The organism is Streptomyces sp. NPDC058464, assembly GCF_042721035.1.
Taxonomy (GTDB): domain Bacteria; phylum Actinomycetota; class Actinomycetes; order Streptomycetales; family Streptomycetaceae; genus Streptomyces.
This window is the reverse complement of record NZ_JBHXMA010000012.1, coordinates 215,602-230,203: the sequence shown is the minus strand read 5'-3', so window position 1 is coordinate 230,203 and position 14,602 is coordinate 215,602. Positions and strand designations below refer to the sequence as shown.

Sequence of the window (14,602 nt, the reverse complement as noted above, 5' to 3'; positions counted from 1 at the left end):
CGGCCAGCCCCTTCGACGTGGGCTGTCAGTGAGACAAAGTAGTCTTGAGCCCATGCCTGAACGCCGTACCGTCGCACTTGTCACTCTCGGCTGCGCCCGTAACGAGGTGGACTCGGAGGAGCTCGCAGGCCGTTTGGAGGCGGACGGCTGGCAGCTCGTCGAGGACGCCTCGGCCGCCGACGTCGCCGTGGTCAACACCTGCGGCTTCGTCGAGGCCGCCAAGAAGGACTCCGTCGACGCCCTCCTCGAGGCCAACGATCTCAAGGGGCACGGCAGAACCCAGGCCGTCGTGGCGGTGGGCTGCATGGCCGAGCGGTACGGCAAGGAACTCGCCGAGGCGCTGCCCGAGGCGGACGGCGTGCTCGGCTTCGACGACTACGCCGACATCTCCGACCGGCTGCAGACCATCCTCAACGGCGGCATCCACGCCTCGCACACCCCGCGCGACCGGCGCAAGCTGCTGCCCATCAGCCCCGCCGAGCGGCAGGACTCGGCCGCCGAGGTGGCTCTCCCGGGACACGGACCGACCGACCTCCCGGAGGGCGTCGCGCCCGCCTCCGGCCCGCGTGCGCCCCTGCGTCGCCGCCTGGACGGGTCCCCGGTGGCCTCGGTCAAGCTCGCCTCCGGCTGCGACCGGCGCTGCTCCTTCTGCGCCATCCCGTCCTTCCGCGGCTCCTTCATCTCACGCCGGCCCAGCGACGTGCTGAACGAGACCCGATGGCTGGCCGAACAGGGCGTGACGGAGATCATGCTGGTCTCCGAGAACAACACCTCCTACGGCAAGGACCTGGGCGACATCCGCCTCCTGGAGTCCCTGCTGCCGGAGCTGGCCGAGGTGGACGGCATCGAGCGGGTGCGCGTCAGCTACCTTCAGCCCGCCGAGATGCGCCCCGGCCTGGTCGACGTGCTGACCTCCACCCCGAAGGTCGTCCCGTACTTCGACCTGTCCTTCCAGCACTCCGCGCCCGGCGTGCTGCGGGCGATGCGCCGCTTCGGCGACACCGACCGCTTCCTGGAGCTGCTCGACACCATCCGCGGCAAGGCTCCGCAGGCCGGCGTCCGCTCCAACTTCATCGTCGGCTTCCCCGGCGAGTCCGAGTCCGACCTGGCCGAGCTGGAGCGCTTCCTGAACGGCGCGCGGCTGGACGCCATCGGCGTCTTCGGGTACTCCGACGAGGAGGGCACCGAGGCGGCGACGTACGAGAACAAGCTCGCCGAGGAGGTCGTCGCCGACCGCCTCGCGCACATCTCCCGGCTCGCCGAGGAGCTCGTCTCGCAGCGGGCCGAGGAACGCGTCGGCGAGACCGTGCACGTCCTCGTGGAGTCCGTGGACGACGAGGACGGCGTCTACGGCCGCGCGGCCCACCAGGCGCCCGAGACGGACGGACAGGTACTGCTCACGAGCGGCGCGGGTCTGTCCGTGGGTCGTATGGTCGAGGCGAAGGTGGTCGGTACGGAAGGTGTCGACCTGGTGGCCGAGCCGCTGCAGGGCTCGCCCGCATGGAGTGAGGAGGCCGGCAGATGACCGGAGTCCCGGCGTCCGCCGCGGGCGGCTCCCCCGGCGCGCACGGCGTCCCGGGCTCCGCCGCCACCTCCGGTGCCGCCCCGGGTTCCGGTTCCCGTGATTCCGGTGCTCACGGCAACGGTGCTCACGGCAACGGTTCCCATGACGGCGAGCGGCCGGTGCGCGGCGGGAAGATCGCCGCTGCCGCCGTCAACCAGGCGAGCCTGTGGAACGTCGCCAATCTGCTGACCATGCTCCGGCTGGTCCTGGTGCCCGGCTTCGTCGCCCTGATGCTGGCCGGCGGCGGATACGACCCGGCGTGGCGCTCGCTCGCCTGGGCGGCCTTCGCCATCGCCATGATCACCGACCTGTTCGACGGGCATCTGGCACGCACCTACAACCTGGTCACCGACTTCGGGAAGATCGCCGACCCCATCGCCGACAAGGCGATCATGGGAGCGGCGCTGATCTGTCTCTCCGGGCTGGGCGATCTGCCCTGGTGGGTGACGATCGTGATCCTCGCCCGGGAACTCGGCATCACGCTGATGCGTTTCGTGGTCATCCGCTACGGCGTGATCCCGGCCAGCCGCGGCGGCAAGCTCAAGACGCTCACCCAGGGCGTGGCCGTGGGGATGTACGTGCTGGCACTGACGGGGTGGCTGGCCACCCTGAGGTTCTGGGTGATGGCCGCGGCCGTCGTGCTGACCGTCGTCACCGGCCTCGACTATGTGAGACAAGCCATTGTGCTGCGGCGGCAGGGAATCGCCGAGCGCGCAGCAGCGTTGGAGGAGACGGAAGCGTGAGTTCCACGGCCGCCGAACTGGTGCGACTACTGACGGTGAGAGGGCAGACCCTCGCTGTCGCCGAGTCGCTGACCGGCGGCCTGGTTGCGGCGGAGATCACGACGGTCCCGGGGGCGTCCAAGGCGTTCCGGGGCTCCGTCACCGCCTACGCCACCGAGCTGAAGCACGACCTGCTGGACGTCGACGCCACCCTGCTGGCCCAGCACGGAGCGGTGGATCCGCAGGTCGCGGCCCAGATGGCCGCCGGAGTACGCAAGGCGCTGGGCGCCGACTGGGGCCTCGCGACCACCGGAGTCGCCGGCCCGGAACCACAGGACGGCCGGCCGGTCGGGACGGTTTTCGTGGCCGTGGACGGGCCGTTCGGCCCTGGTTCCGGTTCTGCCGCTGGCGGAAAAGTGGAGGCCCTGCGGTTGAACGGCGACCGCGCGGAAATTCGTAGAGAGAGTGTACGGAGCGTACTCGCACTCCTTCTGAGGGAGCTTGCGAGCGAACAGACCGGGAATGAGCGGACACAGGATACGGAACAGAACGGGGGGTTTTGATGTTTGCAGCCCTGAGTGAACACGACATCGCTCCCCGCACGGCCGCGGCGCAAGGCGGTACGGTGGGGCGTGAAGGATGCGGCTACGCGGTCCGAGGAGGGAGCCACCGATGATTCTGCTCCGTCGCCTGCTGGGTGACGTGCTGCGTCGGCAGCGCCAGCGCCAGGGCCGTACTCTGCGCGAAGTCTCCTCGTCCGCCCGAGTCTCACTCGGCTATCTCTCCGAGGTGGAGCGGGGGCAGAAGGAGGCTTCCTCCGAACTGCTCGCCGCCATCTGCGACGCGCTGGACGTACGGATGTCCGAGCTCATGCGAGAAGTGAGCGACGAGCTCGCCCTCGCCGAGCTGGCCCAGTCCGCCCGGGCCACCGAGCCCGTGCCCACGCCGGTTCGCCCGATGCTGGGTACCGTCTCGGTGACCGGTGTGCCACCGGAACGGGTGACCATCAAGGCGCCCGCCGAGGCGGTGGACGTGGTCGCCGCGTGACGCCTGCGCGGGTGTAGACCGACGCGGCGCCGACCTGGCGTCGAAGAAGTGCGCGAGGCCCTGGCCGGGGCCTTCCCAGGGAGACCTGGGGAGGTGCGGCCGGGGCTTTCGTGCGTCTGCGGACTTTCTGCCGATTTATCCGCGGATTGTCTGCGGACCGTATGCGTCCATTTGCCGGTGTCCGGTGGTCCGGTCATGGTGGAGGGACGTGGCAGGGGGCGAACGACCGGAGAGGGAACGCATGTACGTCGTGAAGAGCCCGCTGTCCGACGCGGACCTGAAGACCGTGGCGGAGGCGCTGCAGGGCGCCCTCGTCGACCTGGTGGATCTGGCGCTGGCCGCCAAACAGGTCCACTGGAACGTGGTCGGGCCCCGCTTCCGTACCGTCCACCTCCAGCTCGACGAGGTCGTGGACACGGCCCGGGCGCACTCCGACACGGTCGCGGAGCGGGCGTCGGCGCTGGGCGTCTCGCCGGACGGGCGCGCCGCCACCGTGGCCGCCGGCAGCGGCATCGGGCCGGTCCCCGGCGGCTGGGTCAAGGACTCGGACGCGGTGTCGGCCCTGGTGGACGGGTTGGGCGCGGTGATCACCCGGATGCGGGAGCGGGTCACGGAGACCGCGGAGGCCGATCCGGTGTCCCAGGACCTCTTCATCGGGATCACGGCGGATCTGGAGAAGCATCACTGGATGTTCCAGGCGGAGAACGCGTAGCAGAGGCCGATGCCCGTCCACGGCCGTTGCATCGGTGAGCCCTCGGTGCGCCTCCCCGGCGGGCCGGGTGGCGTTCTAGCGTCCGGCTGGAGGTGGCGGCCATGGTGGGGCGGATAGTGCGCTGGGGGGTTGCCCTGGGGTTCGCGGCGGTGTGGTGGTGGGCGGTACTGCGGATCGCGCTCACCGACGGCGCCGGGGCGCTGGAAGGGACCGTGGCCGCCGGCGGGTGGGGGCTGAGCCTGCTGCCGGTGAACTGTGTGCCGAGGTCCCGGGCGGCCGGGGCCCTGGGGCCGGCGCGCTGGCGGACGGCCTGGCGTACGCAGGGCGCTACCAGGGCATCGCCACCCCTCCGTTCGGGCGCAGGATCTGGCCCGTCGTGAACGAGGAGGCGTCGGACGCCAGATAGAGCACGGCGTGCGCGACGTCCTCGGCCTCGCCGACCCGGCCCAGCGGTGACATCCGGGCCATCCGGTCCTCCGTCCGCTGCTGCTCGGCACGGTCGTCGCGGTCGGTCATGGGGGTGCGGGTCCAGCCCGGGGCGACCGCGTTGACGCGGATGCCCTGCCGGCCGACCTCGTTGGCGAGCGTCTTGGTCAGCTGGACCACGGCCGCCTTCGCCGCGCCGTAGCAGAGCAGGCCGGGGCCGCCGGTGTCGATCGCGCCGGAGGCCATCGTGATGATGCTGCCCCCGGCCCCCCTCGCCAGCATCAGCCGCGCCGCCTCCTGGCAGGCGTACAGCACGCCCTTGAAGTTGACGCCCAGCACCCGGTCGAGGTCCTCGTCCCTGGTCTCCAGGACCGGACTGCGGTGCATGATCCCGGCGATCGCCGCCATGACGTCCAGCCGCTCGCAGGACCGCACGGCCTCCCCGAGCCGGGCCCGGTCGGTGACGTCGAGGGTGTGGATGCGGGCGTTGCCGCCCCGGTCCTTGATCAGCGTCGCCGTCTCGTGCAGGCCGTCCGCGTCCCGGTCGGCACAGTGCACGGTCGCGCCCGCCTCGGCGAGCAGGACCGCGGAGGCCCGGCCGATACCGCCGGCGGCGCCGGTGACGAATGCGGTGCGTCCGGTGAGGTCGTACGCCTTGAGGGGCATGAAGGGACGGTACGAGCATTTCTGACGGGTCGTCAATTACTCGGGCGGGGGCGGACTCCGGGCACGCGCCGGGAACCCGGGGCGGGGGCCGGGCCGGTCTGGCAGGCGGGGCACCAGTAGGTGGGGCGCTCCCGGGAGCCGTCGCCCTGGTCGGCGAGGCGGATCGGAGTCCCGCAGCGCAGGCAGGGGCGGGGCGCGCGGCCGTAGACGAAGAGGTCGTGGTCGCGCAGGCCGGTGGTCCGGCGCACCGGGCGGTCGCGGTTGGCCGCCAGCAGGCGCTGGGCGAGGCCGGGGAGCATCGCGGCGCGGTCGGCGGGCAGCGCGCCGACCGGGAGCCAGGGCGTCGCGCCGATCAGGAAGCAGAGCTCGCTCTTGTAGATGTTGCCGATCCCGGCGAGGTTGCGCTGGTCGAGCAGGGCCTCGCCGAGCGGGCGGGCCGGGTCCGCGAGGAGGTTGGCGAGGGCGCGGCCGGGGTTCCAGTCGGGGCCCAGGAGGTCGGGGCCGAGGTGGCCCACGGCGCGTTCCTCCTCGCCGGTGCGCAGGAACTCCAGGACCTGCAGGCGGTACCCGACGGCCGTGCGGTCTGCGGTGCCGAGGATCGCCCGGATCTGGTGCGCGGGACCGCCCTTCCAGCGCTCGGCACTGCCGTAGACCTTCCAGGCGCCCTCCATCCGCAGGTGCGTGTGCAGGGTGAGGCCGCCCTCGAAGCGGGTGAGCAGGTGCTTGCCGCGCGGGGTGGTGCCGAGGACCGTACGGCCGGTGAGGTCGACCGTGGCGTACTTGGGCACCCGGAAGTCGCTGCGGGTCAGTACCCGGCCGGCGAGCGCGTCGTGCAGGCGCCTCGCGGCCTGCCAGACCGTGTCACCTTCGGGCATGGGTCAAGGGTGGCACGGGGGGACGAGAGGCGGGGTTCGCACAGGGGCTCACGCCCGTAGCCGCAGGCCGCGCGGGGTCGCGATGAAGCCCGCTCCCTCCAGGACGGTGCCCAGCGGGGAGGTCAGGGCCGAGGCGCCGTTGACGCGCTCCACCGTCACCGTGCCGAGGGTGCCCGCGCGGGCGGCCGCCGCGAGGGCCTCGGCCGCCGTACGGAGCCGGGTGTCGTCGGTGGCGGCCGTGTCCGGGGCGGAGGGCCAGGCCAGCAGGGTCTTGCCGCCGCGCTCCATGTAGAGCGTCAGCTCGCCGTCGACCAGGACCACCAGCGAGCCCGCCTTGCGGCCCGGTTTGTGCCCGGCGCCGGTAGGGGGTTCGGGCCAGGGGAGGGCGGCGCCGTAGGCGTTCGCCGGGTCGGCGGCGGCGAGGAGCACGGCTCTGGGGTCGGGGGTGGCGGGAGTGCGGGTGCGGTGGTTGCCGTAGGCGTAGGGGTTCGGGCCGTAGGAGTTCGGAGCGTAGGGATTCGGGCCGTACGGGTTCGCGGGGCTGCCGCCCCGGGGGCCGCCGTAGCCGGGGGCGGTGAACGGGTCGGCGGGGGCGCGGTCCTTGGGGGAGACGTAGTCGCCGGGGGCGGTGGATGGCTCGGGCGGCCAGGTGAAGTCGCCGTCCAGGTCGGGGAATTCGGCCGCGTCGAAAGGGCCGAGCGGGTCCAGGGAGGCGAGTGGGTCGGTGGCGGGAGTGCCGTGGCCGCCGTTCGGGTCGGTGAACGCGGTGGCGCCGGGGGCTCCGGCGCCGCCGAAGCCGGTACCCGGCAGGCTCTCGCCCCGCTCGCGGGCGTTGGACACCGCGCGCAGCCGGTCGACCGCGCCGTCCATCGCGAACTGGGCCGCGCCCAGGCCCTCCACGACGTAACCCCGGCGCGCCTGGCCGCTCTCCTCGAACGCCGACAGGATCCGGTACACCGCCGAGAAGCCGCCCTCGACGCCCTCCGCCGCGACCGCGCCCCGCGTCACCACGCCGTGCCGGTCGAGGAGGGTGCGGGCCAGGGCGTGGGCGCGCACGGTGGTGTCCGGCTCGCGCTGCGGCAGCAGGGACCAGCGGCCGGCGACGGTCGGCGGGCCGGTACGGGAGGCCGGGCGGGCGGCGGCCGTCAGGGAACCGTAGCGGCCGCGCGGAACGGCCCGCTTGGCACGGTGGGCGGTGGAGCCCGCGGTACGGCCCGAGCCCAGCAGGGAGCGCATCGGGGCCAGCGTGTCGTTGGTGAGCCGACCGGACCAGGCCAGGTCCCAGACGGCGTCGGCCAGTTGGGGATCGGTGGCGTCGGGGTGCGTGGTGGCGCGGACCTGGTCGGCGATCTGGCGGAAGAACAGGCCGTAGCCCCCGGAGAGGGCGTCCAGGACGGACTGGTGCAGGGCGGTGAGCTCCAGCGGGTGCGGCGGCGCGAGGAGCACGGGGGCCGCGTCCGCCATGTACAGGGAGACCCAGCCGTCCTTGCCCGGCAGGGCGCCCGCGCCGGCCCACACGATCTCGCCCGCCGCGGTGAGTTCGTCGAGCATCGCGGGCGAGTAGTTCGCCACCCGGGACGGCAGGACCAGCTTCTCCAGGGCCGACGCAGGCACCGACGCGCCCTGCAACTGCTCCACGGCGCGCACCAGTCCGTCGACGCCGCGCAGCCCGTGCCCCTTGCCGATGTGCTGCCACTGCGGCAGGAACTGGGCGAGCGCGGCCGGTGCCACCGGCTCCAGCTCGTGCCGGAGCGCGGCCAGCGAACGGCGCCGCAGCCTGCGCAGCACCGCCGCGTCGCACCACTCCTGGCCGATGCCCGCCGGATGGAACTCGCCCTGGACGACCCGCCCGCTCGCCGCCAGCCGCTGCAACGCGCCCTCCGTGACCGCCACCCCGAGCCCGAAGCGGACGGCCGCGGTGGTCGACGTGAACGGGCCGTGGGTGCGCGCGTACCGCGCGAGGAGGTCGCCGAGCGGGTCCTTCACGGGCTCGGTGAAGGCCTCGGGGACGCCGACGGGCAGGGCGGTGCCGAGGGCGTCGCGCAACCGGCCCGCGTCCTCGATCGCCGCCCAGTACTCGGCACCGGCGATCCGCACCTTGATGGCCCGCCGGGCGCCCGCCAGCTCCGCGGCCCACTGCGGCTTGGCGCCCCGCTCCGCCAACTCGGCGTCCGTGAGCGGCCCGAGCAGCCGCAGGACGTCCGCCACGCCCTCGGGGTCCTTGATCCGGCGGTCCTCGGCCAGCCACTGCAGCTCCCGCTCCAGCTCGGTCAGCACCTCCGCGTCGAGCAGCTCCCGCAGCTCCGCCTGGCCCAGCAGCTCGGCCAGCAGCCGGGAGTCCAGGGACAGCGCGGCCGCGCGGCGCTCGGCGAGCGGGGAGTCACCCTCGTACAGGAACTGCGCGACGTAGCCGAAGAGGAGGGAGCGGGCGAACGGGGAGGGCTCGGGGGTCGTGACCTCGACCAGGCGGACCTTGCGGGACTCCAGGTCGCCCATCAGCTCGACCAGGCCCGGGACGTCGAAGACGTCCTGGAGGCACTCGCGGACGGCCTCCAGGACGATCGGGAACGACCCGAACTCGCTCGCCACCTGGAGCAGCTGGGCGGCGCGCTGGCGCTGCTGCCACAGCGGGGTGCGCTTGCCGGGGTTGCGGCGGGGGAGCAGCAGCGCGCGGGCGGCGCACTCGCGGAAGCGGGCGGCGAACAGGGCCGAGCCGCCGACCTGGTCGGTGACGATCTGGTCGACCTCGCCCTTGTCGAAGGCGACGTCCGCCGCGCCGACCGGCGCCTGCTCGGCGTCGTATTCCGTACCGGCCTTCAGCGGGGCCTGGTCGAGCAGGTCCAGGCCCATCAGGTCGGCGTCGGGCAGCCGCAGCACGATGCCGTCGTCGGCGTGCATGACCTGTGCGTCCATGCCGTACCGCTCGGAGAGGCGGGCGCCGAGGGCGAGGGCCCAGGGGGCGTGGACCTGGGCGCCGAAGGGGGAGTGGACGACGACCCGCCAGTCGCCCAGCTCGTCGCGGAAGCGCTCCACCACGATCGTCCGGTCGTCGGGGACATGGCCGCAGGCCTCGCGCTGTTCGTCCAGGTACGACAGCACGTTGTCCGCCGCCCAGGCGTCCAGGCCGGCCGCGAGGAGGCGCAGCCGGGCGTCGTCCTTGGGGAGCGAGCCGACCTCGCGCAGGAACGCGCCGACCGCGCGGCCCAGTTCGAGCGGGCGGCCCAGCTGGTCGCCCTTCCAGAACGGCAGACGGCCCGGGACGCCGGGGGCGGGGGAGACCAGGACGCGGTCGCGGGTGATGTCCTCGATGCGCCAGGAGCTGGTGCCCAGGGTGAAGACGTCTCCCACCCGGGACTCGTACACCATCTCCTCGTCCAGCTCGCCGACCCTGCCGCCGCCCTTCTTGGGGTCCGCGCCGGCCAGGAAGACGCCGAAGAGGCCCCGGTCGGGGATCGTGCCGCCGGAGGTGACGGCGAGCCGCTGGGCGCCCGGGCGGCCGGTGACGGTTCCCGCGACCCGGTCCCAGACCACGCGCGGGCGCAGTTCCGCGAACGCGTCCGACGGGTAGCGGCCCGCGAGCATGTCGAGGACCGCGGTGAACGCCGACTCCGGGAGCGAGGCGAAGGGGGCCGCGCGGCGGACGGTGGCGAGCAGGTCGTCGACCTGCCAGGTGTCCAGGGAGGTCATCGCGACCAGCTGCTGGGCCAGCACGTCGAGGGGGTTGGCCGGGACCTTCAGGGACTCGATGGAGCCGGTGCGCATCCGCTCGGTGACCACGGCCGCCTGCACCAGGTCGCCCCGGTACTTGGGGAAGACCACGCCGGTGGAGACCGCGCCGACCTGGTGTCCCGCGCGGCCGACACGCTGCAGGCCGGAGGCCACCGACGGCGGGGACTCGACCTGGACGACCAGGTCCACCGCGCCCATGTCGATGCCCAGCTCGAGACTGGAGGTGGCCACCACGGCGGGCAGCCGGCCGGCCTTCAGGTCCTCCTCGACCAGGGCGCGCTGCTCCTTGGAGACCGAGCCGTGGTGCGCGCGGGCGAGGACCGGCGGGGCACCCTGGGCCGCGCCCGAGCCGCCCATCAGCTCGGCCGGGGAGTGGTGCTCGTCCAGGGGCTCGCCGGTCGCCCGCTCGTAGGCGATCTCGTTCAGCCGGTTGCACAGCCGCTCCGCCAGGCGGCGGGAGTTCGCGAACACGATCGTCGAACGGTGGGCCTGCACCAGGTCGGCGATCCGCTCCTCCACATGCGGCCAGATCGACGGCTTCTCCGCGCCCTCACCGCCGTCGGTGGCCGGGGAGCCGCCCAGCTCTCCCATGTCCTCCACCGGGACGACGACGGACAGGTCGAACTCCTTGCCCGACTTCGGCTGGACGATCTCCACCTTGCGGCGCGGCGAGAGATAGCGGGCCACCTCGTCGACCGGGCGGACGGTCGCCGACAGGCCGATCCGGCGGGCCGGCTTCGGCAGCAGCTCGTCCAGCCGCTCCAGGGAGAGCGCGAGGTGCGCGCCGCGCTTGGTGCCGGCGACCGCGTGCACCTCGTCCAGGATCACCGTCTCGATGCCGGTCAGCGCGTCGCGCGTGGCCGACGTCAGCATCAGGAACAGGGACTCCGGGGTGGTGATCAGGATGTCCGGAGGGCGGGTGGACAGGGCGCGGCGCTCGGCGGCCGGGGTGTCGCCGGAGCGGATGCCGACCCTGACCTCCGGCTCGGGCAGGCCGAGACGGACGGACTCCTGGCGGATGCCGGTCAGGGGGCTGCGGAGGTTCCGCTCGACGTCGACCGCGAGGGCCTTGAGCGGGGACACGTACAGCACCCGGCAGCGCTTCTTCGGGTCGGCCGGGGGCGGGGTGGAGGCCAGCTGGTCCAGGGCGGCGAGGAAGGCGGCCAGCGTCTTGCCGGAGCCGGTCGGGGCGACCACCAGCACGTCCGAGCCCGCGCCGATGGCCTGCCACGCGCCCGCCTGGGCCGCGGTGGGCGCGGAGAACGCCCCCGTGAACCAGCCGCGGGTCGCGGGGGAGAAGCCGTCGAGGGCCCGGTGCGCGGATTTCGGCATGGGTCCATCCTGCACCTGGCCACTGACAGCCGGGGTCGAGAGACCTCGGCTTCGCCTTCGGCCCTTGTGTTCCCACCCCCACCACTCGTGACGGCTTCGTCGCCGGGTGCGGGTGGCCCCGGTGGGGCGGATTCGCCGTCGGCGGCCGCGCGCGGGCGGCGGGCGGGGCGGCGGCTCAGGAGAGTCGGGCGAGGGCAGCGGCTCAGGAGAGTCGGGCGGGCGTCGTTTCGAGTGCGGGTCGGTGGGGGCTTGTCGCGCAGTTCCCCGCGCCCCTTTCAGGGGCGCTGCCCTTACGGAGTCAAGAGGCGGGGTGGGCGGTCGACAATGGTCGTGTGACGGCATCGGACGAGCGGGCGCGGCACTGGCGGTACGAGGCGTTGCCCGGTGTCGATCTGCTGCGTGCCCGGTACATCAGCAAGACGTTCGTCCGGCACACCCACGAGAACTTCGTGATCGCCGCCATCGCGGCCGGCGTCGAGGTCTTCCACCACCGGGGCTCCGACGTGTCCGCGGGGGCGGGGGCGCTCGCACTGGTCAACCCGGACACCCCGCACACCGGGCGGGCCGGGGTGCCCGAGGGCTGGCGGTACGGGGCGGTCTACCCGGCGCCGGACCTCGTGGCGGGGATCGCCGCCGAGACCACCGGGATCCGCGGCACCCCCGGCTTCGTCAGCCCGGTGCTCGACGACCCGTACAGCGTCTCCCTCGTGCACCGGGTGCTGCGCGCCGCCGACGAGGGCAACGCGCTCGCCGCCGACACCCTGCTGCGGGTGGCGATCACCCGGCTGCTGCGGCTGAACGGCGGCCCGCTGCCGCAGCGGCAGGTCCGCACCGCCGGCGCCCGGCTCGCCGCACGCGCGCGTGCCGTGCTGGAGGAGCGGATGGCCGAGCCGCCGACCCTGGAGCGGCTCGCCACCGACCTCGGCACCAGCCCCTTCGCGCTGCTGCGGGCGTTCCGCGACGCCTACGGCATGCCGCCGCACACCTGGCTGACCGACGCCCGGGTGCGCCGCGCCCGGCTGCTGCTGGACGCGGGCACGCCGCCCGCCGATGCGGCCGTCGCCGTGGGCTTCACCGACCAGCCGCACCTCAACCGGCACTTCGCCCGGATCGTCGGCGTCCCGCCGGGCGCCTACCAGCGCGAGCGCAAGAACGTACAAGACGCGCGGGACGGCCGCCCGTAGCGTCACGGCCGTGGCACAACAGACAGCACTCGCAGACATACGCGACGAAGGCGGGCCGAAGCCCGACTCCGCCGTCGTCCGGGACGCCCTCGGGGTCGGGGTCGCCGTGGGACTGTCCGGGTTCGCCTTCGGGGTGACCTCGGCCGGCAGCGGGCTCGGCCTGCTCCAGACCTGCGCGCTCAGCCTCCTGGTGTTCACCGGCGCCTCCCAGTTCGCCCTGGTGGGCGCGCTCGCGGCCGGCGGCAACCCGCTCACCGCGGCGGCCGGCGCCTTCTTCCTGGGCGTGCGCAACGCGTTCTACGGGCTGCGCCTCTCCCAGGTGCTGGCCCTCCCGCGCGCGGTGCGGCCGTTCGCCGCCCAGTGGGTGATCGACGAGACCACCGCGGTCACCCTGGCCCAGCCGACGCGGCGCGCCGCCCGGCTCGGGTTCACCGTCACCGGGCTCAGCCTGTACGTGCTGTGGAACCTCACCACCCTGCTCGGCGCGCTCGGCGCCAAGGCCGTCGGGAACACCGACGCCTGGGGCCTGGACGCGGCCGGACCCGCCGTCTTCCTGGCCCTGCTCGCCCCCATGCTGAAGACCACCACCGACCGCGCGGTCGCCGCCCTCGCGGTGCTGCTGGGGCTCGGCCTGCTGCCCGTGCTGCCGGCCGGGGTGCCGGTCCTGGTGGCGGCGCTGGCGGCACCGGCCGCCCTGTTCGTCTCCGGCCGCCGCTTCGGGCGCGACCGTACCCGCGACGAGGCATCCGAGGAGACCCCGTGAACTTCTGGATCGCGATCGGCGCGACCGCCCTCGGCTGCTATGCCGTCAAGCTCGCCGGACTGCTGGTGCCCGCGGGCGTGCTGGAGCGGCCGGTGGTGCGGCGGCTGGCCGCCCTGCTGCCCGTGGCCCTGCTGGCGGCTCTCACGGCCCAGCAGACGTTCGCCGACGGGCACGTGCTCGTGCTGGGCGCCCGGGCCGCGGGGCTCGGGGCGGCCGCCGTGGCGCTGGTGCTGCGCGCGCCCTTCCTGGTCGTCGTCGGAGTCGCCGTGCTGGTCACGGCGGGACTGCGCGCCGTCACCGGCTGAGACGTCCGTCATCCGGCCTCCGGCTTCCGTCACCCGGCCTCCGGCTTCCGTCATCCCACGAAGCGGCCGTACGCCCGGAGCGTGTGGAGGGCCTCGATCGTCACCACGGGGCGGGCCTCCAGGGCGGCGGCCGGCGCCCACCGGCGCCGGCGGATCGGCCAGCCGCCGTCCGCCTCCTGCTCGGCGGCGAGGAAGTCGAGCGAGCGGGTCATCTCCTCGTCGGTGAACCACATGCGCGCGAGCGAGTCCGGAGACTTCGCGAAGTCGTGCGGGAAATGGTGCTCGTGCGGGGCGTAGCCGGGCGCGACCCGGTACGCGTCGAGGTGTTCCGGGTCCAGCGCGGCCAGGCGCTGCCCGCGCACCAGGCGGCCCAGCCGGTCGGCGGACGCCTCGGCGCGCGAGCGGTCCGGCACCATGTCCAGGAAGGCGACCGCGGCCTCGATCTCGTAGGGGTGCGACTTCTCCAGGTGGTCGATCGCCTGCCAGCAGAAGTCGGTGGCCCGGAACAGCCACGCGTGCCAGACCTCGTTGCGGTGCAGCAGACCCACCACCGGACCGGTGGCGAGGAGCTCGCTCGGGGGGTTGTCGACGACCGGGACGAACGGTGCCGCCGGATAGCCGCGCTGGCTCGGCCGGACCGCCGGCAGCGCCCCGTCCGCCGCGGAGGCGGCCGTCAGGTAGCGGCACACGCGCTCCACCCGCTGCCCGCCGCACCGCTCGACGGCGTCCAGGACCCGCAGCGCCCGTCCGGTGTGCAGCGGCTGGCTCACCGGGCCGCGCAGATCCGGCTCCAGCGCATGGCCGTAGCCGCCGTCCTCGTTGCGGTAGGCGTCCAGTGCCGCCTCCACCGGATCGGGGCCGCCGTTCAGGAAGTGGTATGCGAAGAGACGCTGCTCCAGCACGCGCGCGGTGAGCCACACGAACTGTTCGGCGCGCGAGAGCGGGGAGTGCGCCGGGGGCGTAGGGGGGAGTGGGGAAGCTCCGGTTTCGGCCATGCGAAAGACCGTAGGGCGGAAAGCGGTCTCGCAAAGCGGTCCCGGGCAGGGCCCACTCTCAGGGGCGGGATACTGGTTTCATGCGGTTGACGGTCTTCTGGCAGCGGATGGCGGATCACTTCGGTTCCGGGTACGCCGACACCTTCGCGCGCGATCATGTGATGACGGAGCTCGGCGGACTGACGGTGCACGAGGCGCTGGACTCCGGCTGGGAGGCCAAGGACGTGTGGCGCGTGGTCTGCACGGTCATGAACGTTCCGGGGGAGAGGCACTGACCGTGCA

Annotated in this window: 12 protein-coding genes and 1 pseudogene; 9 read left to right on the top strand and 4 right to left on the bottom strand. The window is 73.8% G+C overall.

Features of this window, described 5'->3' with window-relative positions; translation table 11 throughout:
* The first annotated feature begins 52 nt into the window (after window positions 1-52).
* From rimO to ACFWPQ_RS18615, 5 genes are all read left to right on the top strand, one after another.
* The gene (rimO, locus tag ACFWPQ_RS18635) at window positions 53-1,525 is read left to right on the top strand and encodes a 30S ribosomal protein S12 methylthiotransferase RimO (protein ID WP_384035377.1); all 1,473 of its coding nucleotides are present in this window, start codon (window positions 53-55) and stop codon (window positions 1,523-1,525) included.
* Window positions 1,522-2,307, top strand: coding sequence for a CDP-diacylglycerol--glycerol-3-phosphate 3-phosphatidyltransferase (gene pgsA / locus ACFWPQ_RS18630; RefSeq protein WP_384035374.1), 786 nt, complete (start codon window positions 1,522-1,524; stop codon window positions 2,305-2,307). The genes rimO and pgsA overlap by 4 nt, the downstream gene beginning before the upstream one ends.
* Window positions 2,304-2,849 carry a CinA family protein gene (locus ACFWPQ_RS18625; RefSeq protein ID WP_384035371.1) on the top strand — a complete coding sequence of 182 codons (546 nt, stop codon included), beginning with the start codon at window positions 2,304-2,306 and terminating at the stop codon, window positions 2,847-2,849. Before pgsA ends, ACFWPQ_RS18625 begins: the two co-directional genes overlap by 4 nt.
* 109 nt (window positions 2,850-2,958) lie before the next feature.
* Window positions 2,959-3,333 (top strand): helix-turn-helix domain-containing protein, encoded by a 375-nt coding sequence (locus tag ACFWPQ_RS18620; protein ID WP_089104432.1) that lies wholly within the window; start codon window positions 2,959-2,961, stop codon window positions 3,331-3,333.
* A gap of 241 nt (window positions 3,334-3,574) precedes the next feature.
* Window positions 3,575-4,045, top strand: coding sequence for a DNA starvation/stationary phase protection protein (locus ACFWPQ_RS18615; protein ID WP_361298930.1), 471 nt, complete (start codon window positions 3,575-3,577; stop codon window positions 4,043-4,045).
* 327 nt (window positions 4,046-4,372) lie between these two features.
* On the opposite strand, the gene ACFWPQ_RS18610 is transcribed toward ACFWPQ_RS18615, so the two are convergent.
* From ACFWPQ_RS18610 to ACFWPQ_RS18600, 3 genes are read right to left on the bottom strand one after another with little or no spacing between them, the layout of a single operon-like run.
* Window positions 4,373-5,137: an SDR family NAD(P)-dependent oxidoreductase gene (locus ACFWPQ_RS18610; protein WP_384035367.1), complete on the bottom strand. Its 765-nt coding sequence runs from the start codon at window positions 5,135-5,137 to the stop codon at window positions 4,373-4,375.
* A 32-nt stretch (window positions 5,138-5,169) separates the two neighbouring features.
* A complete protein-coding gene (locus ACFWPQ_RS18605) occupies window positions 5,170-6,012 on the bottom strand; it encodes an Fpg/Nei family DNA glycosylase (RefSeq protein ID WP_384035364.1) in 843 nt (280 codons plus the stop codon).
* 48 nt (window positions 6,013-6,060) lie between these two features.
* Window positions 6,061-11,073: an ATP-dependent helicase gene (locus tag ACFWPQ_RS18600; protein ID WP_384035361.1), complete on the bottom strand. Its 5,013-nt coding sequence runs from the start codon at window positions 11,071-11,073 to the stop codon at window positions 6,061-6,063.
* 332 nt (window positions 11,074-11,405) lie between these two features.
* Between ACFWPQ_RS18600 and ACFWPQ_RS18595 the strand changes: the two are divergent.
* The 3 genes and pseudogenes from ACFWPQ_RS18595 to ACFWPQ_RS18585 all read left to right on the top strand — a co-directional run.
* A pseudogene (locus ACFWPQ_RS18595) lies at window positions 11,406-12,239 on the top strand (AraC family transcriptional regulator); the annotation flags it as partial.
* A 28-nt stretch (window positions 12,240-12,267) separates the two neighbouring features.
* Window positions 12,268-13,020: an AzlC family ABC transporter permease gene (locus tag ACFWPQ_RS18590; RefSeq protein ID WP_384035358.1), complete on the top strand. Its 753-nt coding sequence runs from the start codon at window positions 12,268-12,270 to the stop codon at window positions 13,018-13,020.
* Window positions 13,017-13,325: an AzlD domain-containing protein gene (locus tag ACFWPQ_RS18585; RefSeq protein WP_384035356.1), complete on the top strand. Its 309-nt coding sequence runs from the start codon at window positions 13,017-13,019 to the stop codon at window positions 13,323-13,325. The genes ACFWPQ_RS18590 and ACFWPQ_RS18585 overlap by 4 nt, the downstream gene beginning before the upstream one ends.
* A gap of 50 nt (window positions 13,326-13,375) precedes the next feature.
* On the opposite strand, the gene ACFWPQ_RS18580 is transcribed toward ACFWPQ_RS18585, so the two are convergent.
* Window positions 13,376-14,320 (bottom strand): hypothetical protein, encoded by a 945-nt coding sequence (locus ACFWPQ_RS18580; protein WP_384035353.1) that lies wholly within the window; start codon window positions 14,318-14,320, stop codon window positions 13,376-13,378.
* An 80-nt stretch (window positions 14,321-14,400) separates the two neighbouring features.
* Here ACFWPQ_RS18580 and ACFWPQ_RS18575 point away from each other — a divergent pair, with 80 nt between their 5' ends.
* The gene (locus tag ACFWPQ_RS18575; protein ID WP_384035350.1) at window positions 14,401-14,595 is read left to right on the top strand and encodes a DUF3046 domain-containing protein; all 195 of its coding nucleotides are present in this window, start codon (window positions 14,401-14,403) and stop codon (window positions 14,593-14,595) included.
* The last annotated feature ends 7 nt before the right edge of the window (window positions 14,596-14,602 follow it).